The following is a 20972-nucleotide window of genomic DNA, read 5'->3' as shown; positions in this document are numbered from 1 at the left end:
TAATATAAGCATTCGACCCATTTTTAGGGTAAAGCAGCTTACAATACCAACAGCATCCAAACGTTACATGCAAAATGCCCGGAGTTTCCCAGTGGCGCCGATAATCGCTTAAAGCCGTTTTTTTCATACATCGAAATCGCGGTTGTTAAATCGGGGAAAGACTCTAAATAAATCTCATTATAGCCAAAATGCTGTGCCGATTCGATGCTTTTTTGCATCAAGGCTTTGCCTATCCCCTGCCCTCGCACCGAAATATCGGTATAAAGCTTTACTAGTTCAACACAGCCGCTTGGCAAGCCTTCAGTCGGAAAAATACCGCAGCCTCCAACAATCTTCCCGTCGGCCTCTGCCACCCAATATTCGGATCCTTCTACTTTAAAAACCTCCGATAAAAAATCGGTTGTCGGGTCGGTGTAAACCGTGCCTGGTTTATCGAGGCCATAGGCTTTTAACGATGCCCTGATTATTTCGGCTATTGATGTATTATCTTTTTCTTTTATTTTCCGATAAGTCATGGTCATGTTCTTTTTTTTGCCAAAGTTAAAAATCGAGCAGTAAAGCTAAAGAAAATGCACTTTAACGATTAATAATAAAACAACGGTTTTTTTGGACTTAATTTTGCTAGCACGATACGTGATTATCTTTGCAATTGAAATAGATAGTTTATTTTACCGTTAATATAACTTTAGCACATCATATGAAACAAAAACTAATCATCTGCCTATTAACAGTTGCACTGTTTGGATGCGGAATTAATAAACAGGCGCAACAAATAAAGGCGCTCGAAGATTGCAAATACCGCATTACAAGTATAAATCAGGTAACGGTTGCGGGCACGGATGTTAAAAAACTCATCAACGATCAAAATTTTAGCTTAACAAGCTTGCCAGGGGTTGCATTGGGTTTGTTGCGAAAAGATATCCCGTTAAGTGCAAACCTCAACCTCGAGATTTCGAATCCATCATCTAAACTGGCTGCAATTAATCAATTTGAGTATAAGATTTTGGTAAATAATACTGATTTGGCAGAGGGCGTAATCAATCAGAACGTAAGTATCGCTCAGGGCCAGACAATTTCGGTACCGGTACAGCTGAGCAGCAACATTTACGGTTTGGTAACCAACGGCAACGTGCTGAACGATATTATAAAGGCAGCGCAAAAAGGCTCATCTAAAGATGAAAAACTTGGCTTGTTAACCATTAAAATCAAGCCGACTTTTATGCTCGGCAATACGCCATTTAAATATCCGGGATATATTACGATAAATAAGGATATTAGCAGCAAAATCTTACTGTAAATGAAAAGCCTCCAAATTGGAGGCTTTTTTAGTTTCAAAACTTTCTGGTCGGCGTCATAATCATATTTTTAAAGCCGTTCTGATCGAGTTTTTCAGCTGTCAATTTCATTTCTTCTGCCGACAATCTGTTGTGTATGGTTTTCGAAGTGGCTAAACTTGCCGACTTACTGGCGGTGGTTACAAAGCTTCCGGTTTTGGCGTATAACAGGGCGTAGGCCAATAGTATTTCACTTTCATCGCCCCAGGTTTTGGTCAAATCTTCTGCGGCTTCCTTATCCACGGTTAATCCCGAGTAATATCCACCAACGCCATCTTTGTTTTTCGTTTCAAACTCTGGAATATACATATCAACCTTGTCTATCGTTATTGGAAAAAAGCCTACGGGTTTACCATAAGTTGTTCTTCCAATTAGCTTAACATCCATTACCGGGCGCAAACTGTTGATCGTAAGTTCACTCGCCGATGCCGTTGAACCTGTTACAATAAAATATATCCGACTTAAAGCCAACGAACCCGACTTTGCGAACTTTTCTATGTTATCTGCCGATGTTGGCGAATAGTCTAAATCGGCATAAGTAACATATTTACCATTCACCCCACTCGTAAAAGTTTGTAAAGCTCCGGAGGCATCTAAAAGCGGCTGATTCACTAATACTGAGGCTTTTCTCTCCGAAATTGTATTTAAATCTTGAAGGTAGCTGTTATAATAAGTGGTAAACATGGTGTTCCCGGTTTGCGCCGCCGGAGCAGCCAGATTGATTATTTGTGTCGCCGTTGAAACGTAGCCACCACCGTTATAACGCAAATCGACCACAAGCTCGGTTACACCTTGCGAAGCGAAGTTTGAAAAAGTAGAATTTAATGCGGCCGACACATTATTTGTAAAGGCATTAAAAACTATGTAACCCACTTTTTTTGTTCCTACGGTGTACACGTTCGTAAAAAAAATCGGGTTAACGGTATACGTCGAACTTGTTATTACAGCACTTTTAGCCTTTCCATTTAAATCTGTAAAGGCCAGACTCACACTGGGGTTTGAACCGAAAATGGCTGCATTTAGAAAATTGACGGCACTGGGACTAAGCGTTAAATCAGTACGCCCGTTTACGCTGGTGATTTTACACCCACGTGTTAAGCCCTGTACCGCCGCCGGAGAGTTCGGATAAACATATTTTACAACTACATCGGTTCTGCTATTGTAATCTACCGAGAAACCGTAATCGTTTGCCGTCCCATTCAAATCGGCCTTTAAAGCACTTGTTTTCCCTGTGACATCAGCATAATCGAAGTACGAATACTTTGGTTCAGAAGATCCGCTAACATATTCAAACGGCTTACCCGTTGATGGGTCCATAGAATACTGCGTCATCGCATATAATTCGGCCTCGTTTGATGCAAAAGCACGAGGATTAAACGTTTCGTAGCTTGGCAACGAGGCATTCCAATAATACAACTCTTTTGCATACAAAAAAATCGAATCTTTGGTGAGCTCGACACGCGTCCCCGATGCCTTCGGCACCGTTGTAGTTGGAGGTGGTGTTGGAGTGTCGGGTTCGGCCGAAGTTTTTTTACAGGCGTTTAACCCGCAAAAACCTGCAATAGCCAATACCATAAAAACAATAAGTCTATTCTTTCTCATTCAGTTCTTTATCAATATGGTAATATACGAAATTTTTAAGTGCCAGGTTTAAACAAATTCCACATCAACAACTCAATTTAATATAAAATATTGTGCCAGTAAAGTATGTATCGGCGAATAAGCGACGTCCATCTATAAAATTCACATTTTTACGAGATAAAAGATTGTGATTTAAGCAAAAAGAATAATGGCGTATTGTCTGAACAGCCCTTTAATTTGTCGTATTTACACCGCAAAAACCATTCAAATTTTGACCACTTTTGAATAAGAGCTATTGATTTGCGATCACATGAACGAACTTGAATTAAAGGTCGACCTAATGGCGCAAAGTAAATTGCTGGTACTATTATACTCATTTAGAATTTAAGTTATGGAAAAGATCACTTTTAACATTTCGATTGCTGCCCCGGCGAAAAGTGTATGGAATACGCTTTTGGGCGTCGAAACATACCCAAAATGGACGTCCGTTTTTGCCGAGGGTTCGGCTGTAGAAACGGATTGGCAAAAAGGCAGCAAAGCCCTCTTTCACGATGGAACAGGAAACGGCATGGTTTCTAAAATTGAAGAAAATATCCCCTACAGGTTTATATCGATAAAGCACCTGGGCGATGTGAAGGACGGCATTGAAGATTTAAATAAGGGCTGGGGCGACGCTTATGAAAACTACACACTCGAGGAATCGGACGGTAAGACGAACCTGAATATTGAGTTGAATGTAGTTAAAGAATGGGCAGAATTTATGAACGACACCTGGCCGCAAGCACTCGAAAAAGTGAAGGAATTGGCTGAAACAGCCGGAAAAGCACATGTAGAAACGTAGTAACAGGCTACATTTTAGCGATAAGGCAAATTAAATTACATAAAATGCCCGTTGACCAACAAAAAAGCCTTTTGCAGTAATGCAAAAGGCTTTTTAAAAGTGGTGCCACCTGGATTCGAACCAGGGACACAAGGATTTTCAGTCCTTTGCTCTACCGACTGAGCTATGGCACCTCCCGTTTGGGATTGCAAATGTAGTATTCTTTTTTTCAATTACAACATGTGTTTTGAAAAAAAGGGCAGGATTTTTACACCTGTCACGTTGAGCGAAGTCGATTGCATGTAATTTTTCCATTTGTCAGGGTGAGCGGAGTCGAAGCCCCTTTTTATTTCTGCACTTCGACTCCGCTCAGTGTGACATTAAGTGGAGTAGAATTATCGGCTTTAGTTTTTATCCGGGTTGTCAGGGTGAACGGAGTCGAAATGCCTGTAAAACCAAAAAAGCCTCTCATTTCTGAAAGGCTTTTGGAAGTGGTGCCACCTGGATTCGAACCAGGGACACAAGGATTTTCAGTCCTTTGCTCTACCGACTGAGCTATGGCACCATCCGTTTGGGATTGCAAATGTAGCGTTCTTTTTTCAAAAGCAAAATTTTTTTTCCATTAATTTACTCTCATTCTGATTATCAATTAATTAATTTTTTGTTCAATCGCCAAAATCGCTTAGAATGAATACAAACAAAAAATTTATGTCAGATTTTATGCATGCATAGCAATTTATTTAGATTAATAATCATATTTTAGCGTTAAAAATCTAATATTGCATGGTGGCCCAGATTATTTTTTTAGTGATAACACTTGCAGCAATTGCGCTGTTTACAATTAACCTGCGGAAAATTATTCGCAACATCCGTTTAGGGAAGCCTGCTGATCGCAAAGATCAGCCGATGAAACGCTTAACAACCATGCTTAGGGTGGCTTTTGGCCAATCGAAAATGGTTGTGCGACCAATTCCAGCTTTCCTTCACTTTTTTGTTTACATCGGTTTCGTTATTATCAACATCGAAGTGCTCGAAATTATGATCGACGGACTATTTGGTACGCATCGAATTTTTTATGGCTTGGGAGGGTTATATAATTTCCTGATAGGCTCATTCGAGATTTTAGCCTTCACCGTTTGGGTTTCCTGTGCCATCTTTTTGGTGCGCCGAAACTCACTGAAAATCAAAAGGTTTTACGGTGTAGAAATGACAAGCTGGCCAAAATCTGATGCCAATTATATCTTAATTACCGAGATTCTTTTAATGAGCGCATTTTTACTGATGAATGCGGCCGACGCCAAATTGCAGCTTTTAGGTGCAACCCATTACGTTAATGCTGGTGCCTTCCCTGTAAGCCAGTATCTGATGAACCTTTTGCCTTCAACTGAACAAGCACTTATTATTTTAGAAAGAAGTTGTTGGTGGTTCCACATTATCGGCATTTTAGCGTTTTTAAACTACCTGCCCTATTCAAAACATTTTCATATTCTGTTCGCCTTTCCAAACACCTACTTTTCAAACCTCGAGCCCAAAGGTGAATTTACCAATATGCCGTCGGTTACCAACGAAGTAAAGGCCATGCTCGATCCTTCATTTGTGCCGGCCGATGCCGCACCGGGTAAGTTTGGAGCAAAAGATGCTACCGATTTAACCTGGGTAAACCTGATGAATGCTTACACCTGCACCGAGTGCGGCCGCTGTACTTCGGTTTGCCCGGCAAATATCACCGGAAAGCTCTTATCGCCGCGGAAAATTATGATGGATACCCGGGATCGGATTGCCGAAATTGGTAAGAACATTGATAAAAACGGCGCTGAACATCAGGATGGAAAATCATTGCTGGATGATTATATCTCGCGGGAGGAAATTTGGGCCTGTACCAGTTGTAACGCTTGTGTAGAAGCCTGCCCGGTAAATATCGATCCCTTACAAATTATTACTGAGCTTCGCCGTTTCACCGTTATGGAAGAATCGCAAGCCCCATCGAGCATTAATGCCATGATGGGCAACATTGAGAACAACCAGGCCCCCTGGAAATATTCGCCAGCCGATCGTTTTAATTGGGCGCAGGAGAGTTAGTTGAAGAGAGTTGAAAGACTAAAGCGTAAAGCTAAAAGATTGAAGGATAGAAAACAGGATAAATAATTAGATATGACTGAATGTTAGAAAGACGGCTCTAGTCTTTTAGCTTTCAGCTTAATACAGTCGAAAGAAAAAGCTTTTAGCTTTGTTTTTTCTGATTTAAGCTTTATAAAAATGGAATTTAAAGTCCCTACAATGGCCGAGCTGATGGCCGCAGGAGAAGAACCAGAAATACTATTTTGGGTAGGATGTGCAGGCAGCTACGATGAACGGGCGCAGAAAATCACTCGCGATATCTGCAAGATTTTGCATCATGTAGGTATAAAGTATGCTGTTTTGGGAACTGAGGAAAGCTGCACAGGCGATCCTGCGAAACGTGCAGGAAACGAATTTCTGTTTCAAATGCAGGCGATGACCAATATCGAGGTTTTAAACGCCTACAACATTAAAAAAATTGTAACCGGTTGCCCACATTGCTTTAACACCATTAAAAACGAATATCCCGGTTTGGGAGGCACTTACGAAGTTATCCACCATACCCAGCTCATTCAGGATTTAATAAACGAAGGCAAACTAAAGGCTGAGGGCGGCGAAAGCTTCAAAGGCAAAAAAATTACTTATCACGACCCCTGCTATTTAGGCCGTGGAAATGGAATTTACGAAGCCCCGCGTAAAGCCCTCGAAGTTTTAGATGCCCAGCTTGTCGAAATGAAACGCTGCAAAAGCAATGGTTTATGCTGCGGCGCAGGCGGCGCCCAGATGTTTAAAGAACCCGAAAAAGGACGAAAAGACATCAATGTAGAACGTGTGGAAGAAGCGTTACAAACCGAACCACAATTTATTGCCGCCGGTTGTCCGTTTTGCATGACGATGCTTAGCGATGGCATAAAACTTAAGGATAAGGAACAAGAGGTTAAAGTGTTGGATATTGCCGAAATAACCGCAAGGGCAAACGGATTGTAAGTTTGGAGTCGGAAGTTTGGAGTTCTTGGTCTGAAGTCCAAATGACTCAAGACTAAGGACTCAAGACTTATGACTGACGACTAAGGACTAAAGACTTACCTACTGCACCAATTTACTTATTTTAACGAAATTATTCTGGAGCACGTTCAAATCTTCTGCCTCGATATTTTTTAACGGAATTACAACCTGCGTCGCCATCGAATCCACATCGCCGCCCTGATCCTTGTAAGTCTGAACAATCACATCATCGCCCTTGGTGCGCAATAGCAGTCGGCCAGATGCCGTGTCTCCGATATATTCCATACCGCTAAATTTTGAAAGCTTGAAGGCAAAATATTCGGTTTTTCCGCTGTTAAAATAGCGTTTATAACGGCAAAACCCATTGTTAGTAATATTCAGTTCGTACCGCTTAATTGTAGCACTTTCCTGGCTGGTATCGTAATGATCGGTTAAGTATTTTTGCAATACAGTTACCGATTCTATAAGTGTATCGGGTTCGGAAAAAGCACAGAAAAACACGCAGGAAATCGCTGCAAGCGACATTTTCAAGCCAAGTGTAAACTTTTTCATAAGGGACAACGTTTTGAACATACCAAATTAATTAAAATAGTAAATTTGTAACATGAGTTTTTCTCCACAATCAAGAGTTTGGGTGTACCAAAGCGATCGTAAATTTTCTTCAGCGGAGGAAACGGCGATCATCGAAAAATTAGCGGCATTTACAAACCAATGGAAAGCCCATGGTAATGAATTATTGGCCAGAGCCGAAATTCGTTACGGCTATTTTATCATTTTGACTGTTGATGAAACCCAGGCTAACGTTACGGGTTGTTCTATCGACAGCTCGGTGCGGTTAATAAAAGAAATTGAGCAAGATTACCATGTCGATCTATTCAACCGTTTTAATATGGCGTACAAAGTTGATGATCAGGTAATCGTTAACAATAAAGAAGACTTTGAAACCCTGATCAACATTAAACAGATCACTCCCGAAACCATCGTATTTAACAACATGGTGCAAACTTTGGCCGAGCTCGAAAACAAGTGGGAAGTACCCTTAAAAAATAGCTGGCATTCTACTGTGTTTGCACATCTTTTGTAATACACCGCCCGACGGTTAAAACCTCAATTCATTTAGTTATGCAAGATGGTCGTCAGTCTGAGCGGAGTCGAAGACTCTTTTTACACGACGAAACAAATAAACATCGCCTTTCGACTAAGCCTGTATTGAGCGTAGCCGAAATGCTCAGGGTGACAATGTTTTTTGATTTGTCCTTAACTAAACGACATTGGGTTGAAAACGACGGCACAGGCCGATGAGGCATTTCCTATTTCATTGCCGTTGACCTCATTGCCGTTGACTTCAGTCAACGGTAAATTATAATTCTTTTCCAAGTCAAACAATTGTGACACAAAAAACATTATATTGGTTACTCCAAATTAATGTGCATGAAACGCTGGTTCAAAATTCTGCTTAAAATCCTTTCTGTTGTTGTTCTTCTTATCGTGTTAACCTGGCTTGCGGGTGCTTTTTACATCAGCCGCAACAAAAAGGAGGTTTTAACTTCTATTCTTGCGCAGTTAAACAAAAACCTCAATGGAAAAATTACGGCTTCGAGCATGGAGCCTACTTTGCTAAAAAGCTTTCCGGGCATTTCGATTTCATTAAATGAAGTGTTACTTCGCGACAGTTTGTGGGCCAAACACCGGCACGATCTTTTAAAGGCTCAAGATATCGACGTTTCGTTAAATGTGCTCTCGCTCATTGTTGGCAACATCAACATCAACCGAATCGCCATAAATAACGCAAATATCTATATCTATACGGACTCATCGGGGTACAGCAACACCAGCATTTTCAAAAGCAGTAAACCGGCCGACGATAAAAAACCGCCCTCCAAAAATTCGACCCTAGCGATAAAGAAGATCGATTTTAATAAGGTAAACTTAACGGTAGACAATAAAAAAAGGTTTAAGCTCTTCAATTTCAATATTGATCAGATTCAGGGCCGAATGAAATACCTTGATACGGGATGGATGGGCAAAATCAAATTAAAAACGCAGGTTAACAGCTTTGCGTTTAACACCAATAAGGGCAGTTTTTTACAAAACAAATCGCTCGAGGGAACGCTGTCTGCCCATTATAGTCGCAAGCTCGATGCAGTGATGCTCGATCCTGAAGTGCTGAACATTGGCGGTCACCCGTTTAAAATCGGTGCAAAGATCGACCTTGGCAAATCGGCTTTTGCAATTGATATTGCCGTCGACGATATCTTGTTTAAAGATGTGGCTTTGCTGTTATCGCCAAATATATCGTCGAAGCTGCTCAAATTCGGCATCGCGAAGCCGATAAATATCAGGGGAACTATTATAGATGATGGATCGGGCAAATATGGCGACCCCTTAATCAAAGTAGGCATAACAGTTAGAGATAATGTGGTGAGCATACCAGCCGGAACCTTAACCGCAGCAAATTTCGATGGTACATTTACCAATCAAGATACGGTTGGAGGCGTAATCGGCGACGAAAATTCGGCTATCAAGTTTTATAAGCTTAGAGCCAATTATTTTAATGCGCCAATAAAGATTGATACTTTCACGGTTAACAACCTGGCGAGACCCATTGCAACGGGTTTAGTAACCTCGCAATTCCCTTTAACCAACCTAAACAACACCGTAGGAACGGAGGATTTCGAGTTTAAAAACGGTACGGCCGATTTACGGTTGTACTGCAAGGCCGATATCGATAATTTTAGCTTTACCAAGCCTGTGGTATCGGGAAGAATCGACATTGCCAATGCAGATATTGTTTACCTTCCGAGGAAACTTCATCTGGTTAAAAGTGCATTGAAAATGAATTTCAATCAAAACGATCTTTCCATCCAGAACGGCCATTTTCAATTGGGAAAAAGCGAATTAAACGTAAATTGTAACATCGCCAACTTTGCCAACCTGTACTATACCGATCCGGATAAGATTTTGGTTAATTTAACTATGCACAGCCCGCAACTGTACTTAAACGAGTTTCTGCCTATTTTGGGACCACGCATGAAGCAAAAAAGCGCCTCATCTGGCAGTTCGATGAAAGCAGCTTCGAAACAGTTGAGCAATGTTTTAGAGGTGTCAAAAATGAACATTAAGTTAAAAGTTGACAAGGCCATTTACGACAAGTTTGTGGCGAGAAACCTAAATGCCGATATTTCTCTTCGCGGTGAAGGGATTTATTTCGATAAAATCAGCGTAGCGCATGCCGGTGGAACACTTTCTTTGAATGGGAACATCATTCAACAGTCGAGCTCAAATCTGTTTAAAATCAATTCTGTAATTAGCCATGTTAGCGTAAAAGAGTTCTTTTATTCTTTTGATAATTTCGGGCAAAAAACCATTACCAGTAAAAACCTGATGGGTTATTTATCGTCGCGTGTTAACATTACAGGTCGCATTTCGCATGTAGGGAAAATATTGCCCCGCTCGATAAGTGGAAAAGTAATTTTCAACCTCAACAATGCTGCCCTGGTTAATTTTGAGCCGATGGTAAATGTAGGCAAGTTTGCCTTTGCGAATCGCAATTTGGAAAATATAAAAATCAGGAATTTAGATGGAACGTTGACCATTCGGGGAGATAAAATTGATATCAGCCCAATGCAGATTAATTCGAGCGCAATGAACTTCAATGTAAAAGGCACTTATGCACTTGGCGATGGTACCAATATTGCCGTTGATATTCCATTGAGAAACCCCAAAGGGGATGAAAACTTAACGAAAGCAGAGCGCCGGGAAGCCCGAATGCGGGGAATTGTGCTTTACCTCAAAGCAATTGATGATGGAAAAGGCGGCATCAAAATTAGGTGGAACAAGGATCATGATGAGGATAAGGATAAAGGTCAGGATCAGAATAAAAAAAGAGACGTGAGGATTAAATGGGACTAAGTAACGATTTCAAAACTGCAACGGGCGATTATTCGTCATCATCTTCTTTTGTGTAACCTTCATAATAATAGGATTGCTCTATTCCTTTAAAAATGACTTCTCTGTTGTTTATCTCATCGGTTAGGTTATTACCTAACAGGGTTCTTAGTTCCAAATCGTTTATTGGGCTTCTCTCCATGGCTTGTAAATAAAGTGTTTTATCTACAAACTGCCAGTTAACCATTTTTTTAAGTTTTGTTTTTAACAGCATATCCAGCCATATACGCATTGTTCTGCCATTGCCTTCCATAAAAGGGTGGGCAATATTCATTTCTACATACTTGGCAATAATTTCTTCAAAATTATTTTCGGGCATCTGTTCAATTTTTACTAAAATCTCGTTCAGGTATAAGGCAGTTGCAAACCTGAAGCCACCTTTAGCTATATTTTTTGTGCGCACCTCTCCCGCGAAATCATATAAGCCAGCGAATAGATACTCGTGAATTTGTTTAAGGCCCTTTGCGCTTCCAATTTCCATTTTCTCAATGTTATTAGATTCAAACAACCGATAGGCATTTTCTAAACTTTTTCCATCAATATTTCTCATGTAAATTTTCCAGTTTTAAGTACCTAATATACTCCAGCAAAAATAATTTAAAAGTGTATAATTTATTTCAAAGTAACACTTTTCGTAAAACCTTCTAAATTGCAACCGAAAAACATTTGTACCGAATTTGCCTTCAGGCTACCTCACTCCCGGCGAACGCTCAACATACCTTATTGTGAAATCGGCAAAGCTATTTACTATTTTGATTTTAAAGTCTGGCCGAGAGTTTACCATAATCCATTTTCCCGGAGCGTTTGCATTCGACTCGACGATTTTCACCTTCAAATCGCCAAAGCTTTCTACAATCTTTACTTTGTAGTCTGCAAAATGATTCACAATCTGTATTCTCCCATAAATTTTCGATAAATCCAGTTCTGTTGCAGCTATAGGAGTTTCTCCGTCTGCTTTTAACTGGCGTTTCTCTTCTTTATTTAAATTTTGTGCTTTTACAGCGAAGCAAAAGAACGAGCAGATAATAAAAAGCGTAGTTTTCATGTTGTGTTTGTTTAAAGATGTTAATTTATGATGGCGCCTAACCTGCCAAAACATAATATACACAAAAAAACAATCACCTAAAAATAAATACGATAAAAGCTATTAGTTATAATTTCAGCTCAAACAAACAACAATTTGGCTCACGTTGATAATGGCCCGGTAAGGTTGAAGTGTCGGTTAGTTTGAATATGCCCAAAAATTCGAAGCCCGACGATGTATAGTGCTCAATTAATTTGGTGTTGTTTCCCAAGGTGTCCAGCCTTACATATTGTTTCCCTAATTGCCTTGCGTAATTCTTTGCCCACTCAACAACCTTATCGATATATCTATTTCCGCGAAAATTGGGATTGGTACATAAACGATGAATAAAAACGGAATCGTTGTTGTCTTTATCGCCCCAAATTTGTTTATCCTCAAACGTTGTTGCCCAATTACAAGCAATCGTCCCATCAATTACGATTTTCCATTGCCTTCCTTCCCTTATTTCGCTTTCGATAAAAGATTTTTCGAAAACAGGCCACACCACCATTCCCCTTTCAACCTGAAGTTTTCTGGCGGCATCATAAAGCGCTATAATCTGGTCCGAATCGCTTAGTAAACAATTTTCAATTTTCATATTGGGTTAGCTATTTGAATGGTAAGCTGCAAGATAAGGTTTGCTTGCAATTTATAAAATCCAAAACTTGCTTTCTTTATCGCTCATCTTTTATTTGACTAGTTATAGTCAATTTTACCTTCTTCAGTGTCTGGCGCTGCATCAAAAATAACATCCAATCTTTCTAAAGCTCTTTCGTAATCTTCTAAAGATTTGATAGGTTTTGTTTTCATAATCTCTTTAAATTGTGTTGGCGTCAACTGCATCGTACTCGGCATGTGTTTCCACAAACCTTATAAACGCCCATTGTTTTTCGAAGTTAAATTTTACAATTAATGTTTAGATTATTTGTTAATTTAAATAACACAAACCGATTTATCGGGTAGCCAAATGAACGGAACGCCGACTATACGCGATCGTCATCCTCAGCTTGACTGGGGATCCTAATGCGTAGACCTCCGTTTTCGCTTGTAGGATTCCCGCCTGCGCGGGAAAGACGAAAAGGAATATACGTTATTTTAAATTGATTTTTATGCCACACCTGCCCGTATAAGTCAGGCGGGAATTAAAAACTCAGCCCGACAAAGCATCTAACATAACATTCTTAGTATCGCACAGCCTAAAAATCCAGCGGGCCTAATCTGTTCATGTTTCTCAATATTAAATACTGGCGATGCCTGATGTATGGTGTTGCATTTTTTGGTGTCCATCTTCGAGGGTTAGGAAAGCAGGCGGCAATTAAAGCAGCCCGTCTTTTTGTAAGTTTCCTGCACGATTTGCCGTAATACTCCTGCGCTGCGGCCTCGGCACCATAAATGCCATCGCCCATTTCAATTACATTTAAATAAACCTCTAAAATGCGCTCTTTGCTCCAAAACAGCTCAATCAACAAGGTAAAGTATGCTTCGAAACCCTTTCTAACGTACGACCTGCCCGGCCACAGGAAAACATTCTTGGCCGTTTGTTGCGATATCGTACTGCCACCTTTTATTTTCTTGCCCTTTTTATTGCTCGCAAAAGCTTTTTCAATGGCCTTCATATCGAAACCAATATGTTTTAAAAATAGCTGATCTTCGGCCGAAACGGCTGCCCGTTTCATATTGTCAGACATATCTTCAAACTTAACCCATTTCTTTTCGGTTTTAAAGCTTTTTCCATCCGCTTTGCGCTCAATGTTACGCAAAACCATTAACAAGGTAATTGGAGGGTTAATAAAGCGATAAGCAATCACCCAAATTACTGAAACCAGCAAAAAATAAAGGAAAACTTTGGTCGCAATGTTGGTAATCCTTTTTAACAAAGGATGTTTAACTTTTGACTTTGCAGAACGTTTTTTGGTCATGAGGCAAAGGTAGTGAAAAGCGAAACGCATATTTAAGGCTTTTTGATTTTCATTTTTGATTACTATCAGGACAATTACATAAACATTTTCCGATCTCATACGTTAAAACAACATGAAAGTTGCATTAATTACAGGAGGAAGTAAGGGAATTGGCTATGGCATTGCCGAATCACTTTTAAAAGCAGGCTACCGTGTGGCCATAACCAGCAGAACAATTGCAAGCGCAAACGATGCTGCGCAAAAATTGGCTGCCCATGGCGATGTTTTGGCTATTGAAGCTAACGTAGTCGATTTTCAATCTCAACAGGATGCGGTAAACCTCATCGTCGAAAAATGGGGCCAGTTAGATGTACTGATCGCTAATGCTGGTGTGGGTCATTTTGCACCAATTGACGAGCTGGAACCACACCTATGGCGAGAAACGATTGATACAAACCTTACCGGGGTATTTTATAGCATTAAAGCGAGTATTGAAGAACTTAAAAAAGCACAAGGCTACATTTTGACGATCTCGAGCTTAGCCGGAACGAACTTTTTTGCTGGCGGAGCGGCCTACAACGCCAGTAAATTTGGCTTAACGGGTTTTACACAAGCAATAATGTTAGATTTAAGAAAATATGGTGTAAAAGTAAGTACCATTATGCCGGGCTCAGTAGCCAGTCACTTCAACGACCATCAACCAGACGCCGAAAATGATGCCTGGAAGATTCAGCCAGAAGACATGGGGAAACTGATTGTAGATTTATTGGCCATGCCGGCCCGTACGTTGCCAAGCAAGATTGAAATTAGGCCAACAACACCGAAAGGATAATAATGGCAAAAAAAAAGAAGTCAAGTTTTTAAAACTTGACTTCTTTAAAATGATATTTTGAAAGAATGCTTACTCAGCAACTACTTCAAAAGGAACCTGAACTTTAACTTCTTTGTGTAAGTTTAAGTTAGCAACATATTCGCCAACAAATTTAGGTTCAGTTTCGAAAGTAATACGACGACGATCTACCTCAAAACCTTGAGCTTTTAATGCTTCAGCAATTTGGATGGTATTTACCGCTCCAAAAATCTTTCCGCTCTCGCCAGCTTTAGCGCCGATAGAAAGTTTAACATCAGTTAAACGCTCAGCAACACCTTCAGCATCTTTCTTAATTTTATCTTGTTTAAAAGCAGCTTGCTTTAAGTTCTCAGCTAAAACTTTTTTAGCAGAAACGGTAGCCAAAGCGCCAAATCCCTGAGGGATCAAATAGTTACGGCCATAACCTGGCTTTACTGTAACTACATCATCTTTCTCGCCAAGGCCTTTAATATCTTGTTTTAAAATAATTTCCATATCTCTGAGCCTCCTATTTTAATTGATCTGCAACGAAAGGTAACAAACCGATGTGACGGGCACGTTTAACGGCCTGAGCCACTTTACGTTGAAATTTTAACGAAGTACCAGTTAAACGGCGTGGTAACAATTTACCTTGATCGTTAATAAACTTCAACAAGAAGTTTGCGTCTTTGTAATCGATATATTTGATTCCGTTTTTCTTGAAACGGCAATATTTTTTACGATTGTCCTCTACTTTAGGGGCAGTTACGTATTGAATTTGTTCTCTTGCCATTACGCTGCAACCTCCTTAGTTTTTTTGTTAAAAGCACCGCTGCGCTTTTTCTCATTGTAAGCAACTGCGTGTTTATCTAAACGGATAGTTAAGAAACGTAACACACGCTCATCGCGTTTTAATTCAAGCTCTAATTTTGCGATCAACTCTCCTGAAGATTTGTATTCAGTTAAGCTAAAAAAACCGTTTGATTTTTTATCAATCGGATACGCTAATTTTCTCAAACCCCAATTATCTTCCTGGATAATTTCGGCACCGTTATCAGTAAGAACTGCTTTAAATTTAGCTAATGCCTCTTTTGCAGCCTCTTCAGATAACAATGGGGTTAGAACGATAACAGTTTCGTACTGATTCATTGTTATAAATTATGTTTTAATTTTTTTAATCCCGAGGTATATTACGGGGATGCAAAAGTAACAATATATTTCTTAAAATCAAATGATTAATCAGAAAAAAGATCACAAATCCAAACAAGCAAATTAAACTGATGCCCGATGGCGTTAAGTCAAAAACTGTTTCGAAAAGCAAGTCTTACTTACGTCGGTTCCAGAAGTTCTGCTATCCGCTATAGCTCCAATCGAAAAGATTCACTGATGATTTCCTTATACAAAAAAGGGAGATACTTTTTCAAGCATCTCCCCTACCAAATATATGTAAAAATTAGCGAGTTTCTATTGTTTTAATGAACGTTTGATCACCGGTCTTAACCACAAAAGTAAGGTCTTTGCCATCTGCCCGGCTCACGTTAAACTTTTTAGTAAGCTTGGTCTTATTTTTAAAGGTTTCAGCATACAGCTCATCATTACTCTCATTCAAAACGCGAACTTCAACATCGTCGCCTTTCGCTTGTTCAAAACTTAAGGTAATCATATCATCGTTGCTCTTCGTAATAACTGGCTTGTGAAGCTCGGTAACTTTCGGTGCAGAAAAAATCGCCTTTCCATCCGCAATTGCAATCTTATATTGTTCCAAAGTCGATCCCGATTCAACGATCATCGTATAATTTCCGTCAGGAAGCTCATTTAAATCGTAAGTTTTGGTGGAGCTGACTACCGGATGCAACTTCTGTTCAAATAAAAGCTCATTGTTTTCTGCAAAGAGCGATATACTGAAATCGTTAGCCTCATTTATCTGAAAACTGATGGTTTTTTCTGTTTCACTTTTAGACTTCAAAGAAAAGTCTCCATCGTTGGCCTGAGCCGCAAAAGTACTTAAAGAAATGCCTGCAATTAATGCGATTTTGAATGCGTTTTTCATAATAAAATATATTAAAGAGTTAACAATTATTTTATAATGCTAAATTACAGCACGTTGCAAGGCAAAAAAGATTGAATATTTACCAATATATATGCTATATTAACCTAGTTTTAGTACTTTTGATATACAGCCATCAATCCAGCATATTTTGATGAAGTAAATTTTACGATTAATGAAAATATTAAGACCCAGTCTGGAGGTAATTGAACCCTCTTTTGGCAGCTCATTTACCTATTCCAAATATGTGCAGAACGAGAACAACATGGCTCATCTTTGGCATTATCATCCCGAAGTTGAAATGGTTTTTGTAAATGGCGGCGCAGGGAAGCGTCAAATTGGTAGCCATGTTTCGTATTACACCGATGGCGATTTGATGCTTATTGGAAGCAATTTACCGCATTGCGGCTTTACCGATACCAATACGGGCAATAAAACCGAAGTGGTTGTACAAATGAAACCCGACTTTTTGGGCACCGATTTCTTAACGCTTAAAGAGACGAAGGGCATTGCCAGTTTATTTGAAAAAGCCAAATACGGCATCGCTTTTGGCAAAGACACCATGAAGCTTGTTGGCCCCACGTTAGAGAAAATGAACAACGCCTGGCCTTTTGAAAAATTACTTGCCCTGCTGGGCGTGCTGCGAGAGCTGGAGCAAGCCTCTGATTATAAGCTCTTAAACGCCCTTAACTTTTCGCTCGAAATGCAGGTACAGGATAACGACCGCATCAGCATGATCTTTAATTATGTTAAGGATCATTTTAAGGAGCAGATTAGTTTAGAGGATGTTGCCGAAATGGCCAGCATGACCGTTCCTTCGTTTTGCCGATACTTTAAAAAGATAACTAAAAAAACCTTTACCCGGTTCGTTAACGAATATCGTGTGGTACATGCGTCGAAATTACTTGCCGAGAAACACATTGGTATTACTGCTATTTCGTACGAAAGTGGCTTCAACAATTTTAGCCATTTTAATAAGGTTTTTCATGAGTTTACCGGCAAGAGTGCCTCAGCTTATCGTAATGAATTGAAGTCGATTATAAGGTAAGTCGGAAAGTCCGGAGTCAGAAAGTCCGAAGATAAGGCGGAAAACCCCACCGTATTGATTTCATTCAATAAATCAAAACTCAGGAAGCATGAGCGCTATTGCACTTATTAATAATAACCATAAACCCCAACTTTTCCACATTCCAATTTTTCAGCCGTACAAACACCTAAAAAATTCCTATTTTCGTGCCGATGGAAAATTTTATTGTTTCTGCCCGTAAATACCGTCCCGCTACGTTCGAAACCGTGGTTGGACAACAGCATATTACCGGCACTTTAAAAAACGCCATAAAAAATAATCAGCTTGCCCAGGCATTTTTATTTTGCGGGCCGCGTGGAGTTGGAAAAACAACATGTGCCCGAATTTTGGCCAAAACCATCAACTGTACCAATCTTACAGCCGATATGGAAGCCTGCGGACAGTGCGATAATTGTCAATCTTTCCAAAACGGGCATTCTTTTAACGTTCATGAATTAGATGCGGCATCGAACAACTCGGTTGATGATATCCGTAGCTTAATTGAGCAGGTTCGGATTCCACCACAAGCCGGCAAGTATAAAATCTATATTATTGATGAGGTTCACATGTTATCGCAAAGTGCATTTAATGCCTTTTTGAAAACCCTGGAAGAACCACCATCCTACGCTATATTTATATTAGCAACTACTGAGAAACACAAGATTTTACCAACCATTTTATCGCGTTGCCAGATCTTCGATTTTAATCGGATTCAGGTTGATGATATAGCCAGCCACCTGGCTACCATTGCGCAACGCGAAAGCATTGCTTTTGAACCTGATGGTTTACACATTATTGCTCAAAAGGCCGATGGCGGCTTGCGTGATGCGCTTTCGATGTTCGATCAGATTGCAAGTTATGCCAACAAAAACATCACTTACAAATCGGTAATCGATAACCTTAACATTTTAGATTACGATTATTTCTTTAAGCTTACTTCACACTTAACGGCCGCAGAGGTGAGCCAAACGTTGCTTTTATTTGATGAAATTTTAAATAACGGTTTCGACGGAAATAACTTTATTAATGGCCTGGCTACGCACTTCCGCAATTTATTGGTAGGCAAAGATGCAGCAACCATTAAGCTTTTAGAGGTTAGCGAGAACATTAAACAAAAGTATTTAGATCAAAGCAGGCAAACGGAGCTTTCGTTTTTGCTAACTGCTTTAAATCTCGCCAATACCTGCGATTTAAATTATAAGAGCTCTAAAAATCAGCGCTTGCAAGTAGAGTTGGCATTGATAAAGATGTGCCATATTCGGTCCGTCGTCCACTTAGCCCAACAACCCTTAAGCACCAACAACACAGCAACTGATCCAGATCAGGATAAAAAAAAAACTGATGTCGTAGCTGGGAAAGAGTCCGAAGTCCGAAGTCCGGAGTCAGGAGAAAAAGCGCAAAAAGAGTCCGAAGTCCCAAGTCCGAAGTCCGAAGATAAAGCTGAAAGCTTAAAGGGGAAAGGTGAAAGCGTAAAAGAGCCCGAAGTAAAACCCACTGGAGCCTCAAAGCCTGTTATTTCATCGGCTACTTCAATCAGCATTAATATGCCGAAGGCAAACGCTGCAAGCACGCTTATTCCCTCGTTAAATGATTTGGAGCGTGTGGCGAGTGGCGAGGATGACGGGAAACCCAAAACGGCTACCGGCGAGGCTCGCGAACCGTTCACCTACGATCGCTTATTAGAGGTTTGGAACAAGTATATTCAGATTCTCAAAGCTGCGGATAAGATCAATCTATTTACGATTCTAAATAATTTTGCACCAAAACTGGTTAACCCAACACTAATCGAAATTTCGGTTGAGAGCAAAACTCAGGAGCAATTTGTGGTGCAGGAATCGGTTGAATTAATGAACTTTTTGCGAAATCAGCTTCAAAATTTCGCCGTGGATATTACCTTTAAACAGGTAGAGCGCAAAATTGAGAACAGGCTTTACGGCAATCGCGAAAAATACGATTACCTGGTAAACAAAAACCCTAAGCTAGATGAGTTGCGCAGAAGGTTCAATTTAGATATTAATCCGTAAGGCCCCTCTCTCTTAAAGGCAGAATGTTGGCTTGTGACTCGTTGTCTCTCGCCCGAGGGGAGAGGTTTAGCGGATAGCAGCTAAAACCCAATCGTGTACAAAAAGTTAGACGCAAAAACTTTTTTCGCACCGCCCGATGTTTCCCTCCCTTCTGGGGAGGGATGACACTAAATCCTCAATTATCACTGCCTTTCAAAGGGAGAGGCCTATCATTAATGGGATAACCTTCCTCATCCAAATCGTCGCGATTATCTTCGGGCGTACGAGCGAGGATTTCATCTTCGGGATTTAGTTTTACGCTTTCTCCGTTGTCTACATGCATGCCTAATTCGTCTAATCGGTCGTCGGCAATCTCCTCATCGTCGGCATATTCATCACCAACGTAAGGGTTTGCTTCGTCGTAGGTCGAGTCGTCGTCTTTGGCACCTGTGGCAACCGTTTCGTACCCCATCGGATGGTCATAGTCGTTGTCCGTTCCCTTTACATCGTACTCGTAGCTTTCTTTACGCTCGTCGTACGACAGATTTTCTTTATTTACCTCGGCTCCTTCTGTTGTGCTGTGCAGCTTATCTTTTGCTCCGTTATTTTCATTATTTTCCATGTGAGTATCTCCTATTATTATGAATTTACAACAAGTGGAGAAGGAGAAGGTTTGTTGTGGAGAGAGAAAAATTTGTTTTGATTATCTTGGTCTGCATATAGATTCGAGCATCCGTTCCGACTTTTTACGCTGGAATGAAATGGATTTTTTTCAACCTTGGCCAGCCAATGATACACATAACAGTGCTAGACATTTTACACTGCCTTACTGATACCTATTAGTTGACTGCTGTTTTGTTTAGGATTTTAATTTGTTTGGAGGCGTTTTAACCGTTAATCTGGATAGACATGCGTATCTTGGGAAGTTGGCGGCAACGATAACCGCCCGCAACGAGGGACAACAAAAACTCAGATTTAAGAAGGATAAAAAATGGCAGACATTGATTTTAAGCAAATAATTACACGCTCAAAAAAACTCCGAGAAATTTACCATCAGTTAGAGCGACACCATCACGGAAGCGAATGGACGATTGAAGAAGATGCGTTAGCATTTTTAACAGACGCAGGTTTAGTTGGGCGACACACAATGTCGCAACAAAAACGTTGGCCCGCAAATAATACGAACAACGAACTTGAACACAAATTAGGGGAATGTATTTGGTGGTTAACTATTTTGGCAGACCGAATGAACATAAATATTGAAGAAGCGACAGACAAGTTTCTAACGAAAACAGAAAAATTGTTGAAATAAAAATTTAT

The 20972-nt window shown here is 40.2% G+C and carries 23 protein-coding genes and 2 tRNA genes; 10 read left to right on the top strand and 15 right to left on the bottom strand.

Annotated features, from left to right (window positions below):
* Positions 1–38: 38 nt before the first annotated feature.
* Positions 39–521 carry a GNAT family N-acetyltransferase gene (locus tag IZT61_RS19065; RefSeq protein WP_196098606.1) on the bottom strand — a complete coding sequence of 161 codons (483 nt, stop codon included), beginning with the start codon at positions 519–521 and terminating at the stop codon, positions 39–41.
* A 176-nt stretch (positions 522–697) separates the two neighbouring features.
* Between IZT61_RS19065 and IZT61_RS19060 the strand changes: the two genes are divergently transcribed.
* Positions 698–1297, top strand: a complete 600-nt coding sequence (locus tag IZT61_RS19060) for a hypothetical protein (protein ID WP_196098605.1) — start codon at positions 698–700, stop codon at positions 1295–1297.
* 34 nt (positions 1298–1331) lie between these two features.
* On the opposite strand, the gene IZT61_RS19055 is transcribed toward IZT61_RS19060, so the two are convergent.
* Positions 1332–2936: a S41 family peptidase gene (locus IZT61_RS19055; protein ID WP_196098604.1), complete on the bottom strand. Its 1605-nt coding sequence runs from the start codon at positions 2934–2936 to the stop codon at positions 1332–1334.
* Between the two features lie 370 nt (positions 2937–3306).
* Here IZT61_RS19055 and IZT61_RS19050 point away from each other — a divergent pair, with 370 nt between their 5' ends.
* Positions 3307–3756: an SRPBCC domain-containing protein gene (locus tag IZT61_RS19050; protein WP_196098603.1), complete on the top strand. Its 450-nt coding sequence runs from the start codon at positions 3307–3309 to the stop codon at positions 3754–3756.
* A gap of 100 nt (positions 3757–3856) precedes the next feature.
* On the opposite strand, the gene IZT61_RS19045 is transcribed toward IZT61_RS19050, so the two are convergent.
* Together IZT61_RS19045 and IZT61_RS19040 are read right to left on the bottom strand one after the other, a co-directional pair.
* Positions 3857–3929 (bottom strand) — tRNA-Phe (locus IZT61_RS19045).
* 298 nt (positions 3930–4227) lie between these two features.
* Positions 4228–4300 (bottom strand) — tRNA-Phe (locus tag IZT61_RS19040).
* A 218-nt stretch (positions 4301–4518) separates the two neighbouring features.
* Between IZT61_RS19040 and IZT61_RS19035 the strand changes: the two genes are divergently transcribed.
* On the top strand, positions 4519–5814 hold the full coding sequence (locus IZT61_RS19035) for a 4Fe-4S dicluster domain-containing protein (RefSeq protein WP_196098602.1): 1296 nt from the start codon (positions 4519–4521) through the stop codon (positions 5812–5814).
* A 177-nt stretch (positions 5815–5991) separates the two neighbouring features.
* The gene (locus IZT61_RS19030) at positions 5992–6780 is read left to right on the top strand and encodes a (Fe-S)-binding protein (protein WP_196098601.1); all 789 of its coding nucleotides are present in this window, start codon (positions 5992–5994) and stop codon (positions 6778–6780) included.
* A gap of 99 nt (positions 6781–6879) precedes the next feature.
* Here IZT61_RS19030 and IZT61_RS19025 read toward each other — a convergent pair whose 3' ends face one another.
* The gene (locus IZT61_RS19025) at positions 6880–7350 is read right to left on the bottom strand and encodes a hypothetical protein (protein WP_196098600.1); all 471 of its coding nucleotides are present in this window, start codon (positions 7348–7350) and stop codon (positions 6880–6882) included.
* 52 nt (positions 7351–7402) lie between these two features.
* Between IZT61_RS19025 and IZT61_RS19020 the strand changes: the two genes are divergently transcribed.
* Both IZT61_RS19020 and IZT61_RS19015 read left to right on the top strand, forming a co-directional pair.
* Positions 7403–7882, top strand: a complete 480-nt coding sequence (locus tag IZT61_RS19020; RefSeq protein ID WP_196098599.1) for an ABC transporter ATPase — start codon at positions 7403–7405, stop codon at positions 7880–7882.
* Between the two features lie 347 nt (positions 7883–8229).
* A complete protein-coding gene (locus IZT61_RS19015) occupies positions 8230–10710 on the top strand; it encodes an AsmA family protein (protein WP_196098598.1) in 2481 nt (826 codons plus the stop codon).
* A 28-nt stretch (positions 10711–10738) separates the two neighbouring features.
* Here IZT61_RS19015 and fic read toward each other — a convergent pair whose 3' ends face one another.
* The 5 genes from fic to mtgA form a co-directional block, all read right to left on the bottom strand.
* The gene (fic, locus tag IZT61_RS19010; protein WP_196098597.1) at positions 10739–11296 is read right to left on the bottom strand and encodes a protein adenylyltransferase Fic; all 558 of its coding nucleotides are present in this window, start codon (positions 11294–11296) and stop codon (positions 10739–10741) included.
* Between the two features lie 138 nt (positions 11297–11434).
* Positions 11435–11791 carry a hypothetical protein gene (locus IZT61_RS19005; protein WP_230383766.1) on the bottom strand — a complete coding sequence of 119 codons (357 nt, stop codon included), beginning with the start codon at positions 11789–11791 and terminating at the stop codon, positions 11435–11437.
* A 106-nt stretch (positions 11792–11897) separates the two neighbouring features.
* A complete protein-coding gene (locus tag IZT61_RS19000) occupies positions 11898–12407 on the bottom strand; it encodes a GNAT family N-acetyltransferase (protein ID WP_196098596.1) in 510 nt (169 codons plus the stop codon).
* Positions 12408–12626: 219 nt separating this feature from the next.
* The gene (locus IZT61_RS22635) at positions 12627–12719 is read right to left on the bottom strand and encodes a type II toxin-antitoxin system HigB family toxin (protein ID WP_196101363.1); all 93 of its coding nucleotides are present in this window, start codon (positions 12717–12719) and stop codon (positions 12627–12629) included.
* 286 nt (positions 12720–13005) lie between these two features.
* Entirely contained in the window at positions 13006–13728 is a 723-nt protein-coding gene (gene mtgA / locus IZT61_RS18990) for a monofunctional biosynthetic peptidoglycan transglycosylase (protein ID WP_196098595.1), read from the bottom strand.
* A 112-nt stretch (positions 13729–13840) separates the two neighbouring features.
* Here mtgA and IZT61_RS18985 point away from each other — a divergent pair, with 112 nt between their 5' ends.
* On the top strand, positions 13841–14539 hold the full coding sequence (locus IZT61_RS18985) for an SDR family oxidoreductase (RefSeq protein WP_196098594.1): 699 nt from the start codon (positions 13841–13843) through the stop codon (positions 14537–14539).
* Between the two features lie 69 nt (positions 14540–14608).
* Here the strand turns inward: IZT61_RS18985 and rplI are convergent, their stop codons facing one another.
* From rplI to IZT61_RS18965, 4 genes are all read right to left on the bottom strand, one after another.
* Positions 14609–15052 (bottom strand): 50S ribosomal protein L9, encoded by a 444-nt coding sequence (rplI, locus tag IZT61_RS18980; RefSeq protein ID WP_196098593.1) that lies wholly within the window; start codon positions 15050–15052, stop codon positions 14609–14611.
* 13 nt (positions 15053–15065) lie between these two features.
* A complete protein-coding gene (gene rpsR / locus IZT61_RS18975; protein WP_010599582.1) occupies positions 15066–15329 on the bottom strand; it encodes a 30S ribosomal protein S18 in 264 nt (87 codons plus the stop codon).
* Positions 15329–15685: a 30S ribosomal protein S6 gene (rpsF, locus tag IZT61_RS18970; RefSeq protein WP_196098592.1), complete on the bottom strand. Its 357-nt coding sequence runs from the start codon at positions 15683–15685 to the stop codon at positions 15329–15331. The genes rpsR and rpsF overlap by 1 nt, the downstream gene beginning before the upstream one ends.
* A 304-nt stretch (positions 15686–15989) precedes the next feature.
* Entirely contained in the window at positions 15990–16586 is a 597-nt protein-coding gene (locus IZT61_RS18965) for a hypothetical protein (RefSeq protein WP_196098591.1), read from the bottom strand.
* Positions 16587–16758: 172 nt separating this feature from the next.
* Here IZT61_RS18965 and IZT61_RS18960 point away from each other — a divergent pair, with 172 nt between their 5' ends.
* On the top strand, positions 16759–17631 hold the full coding sequence (locus IZT61_RS18960; protein ID WP_196098590.1) for an AraC family transcriptional regulator: 873 nt from the start codon (positions 16759–16761) through the stop codon (positions 17629–17631).
* 191 nt (positions 17632–17822) lie between these two features.
* Positions 17823–19673: a DNA polymerase III subunit gamma/tau gene (locus IZT61_RS18955; RefSeq protein ID WP_196098589.1), complete on the top strand. Its 1851-nt coding sequence runs from the start codon at positions 17823–17825 to the stop codon at positions 19671–19673.
* Positions 19674–19848: 175 nt separating this feature from the next.
* Here IZT61_RS18955 and IZT61_RS18950 read toward each other — a convergent pair whose 3' ends face one another.
* On the bottom strand, positions 19849–20274 hold the full coding sequence (locus tag IZT61_RS18950; RefSeq protein ID WP_196098588.1) for a hypothetical protein: 426 nt from the start codon (positions 20272–20274) through the stop codon (positions 19849–19851).
* Positions 20275–20643: 369 nt separating this feature from the next.
* On the opposite strand from IZT61_RS18950, the gene IZT61_RS18945 reads away from it, so the two are divergent.
* Positions 20644–20964, top strand: a complete 321-nt coding sequence (locus tag IZT61_RS18945) for a nucleoside triphosphate pyrophosphohydrolase family protein (RefSeq protein ID WP_196098587.1) — start codon at positions 20644–20646, stop codon at positions 20962–20964.
* Positions 20965–20972 lie beyond the last annotated feature (8 nt).

Origin of the sequence: Pedobacter endophyticus (assembly GCF_015679185.1) — a bacterium.
GTDB lineage: Bacteria > Bacteroidota > Bacteroidia > Sphingobacteriales > Sphingobacteriaceae > Pedobacter > Pedobacter endophyticus.
This window is presented reverse-complemented; position numbering and strand designations above follow the sequence as displayed.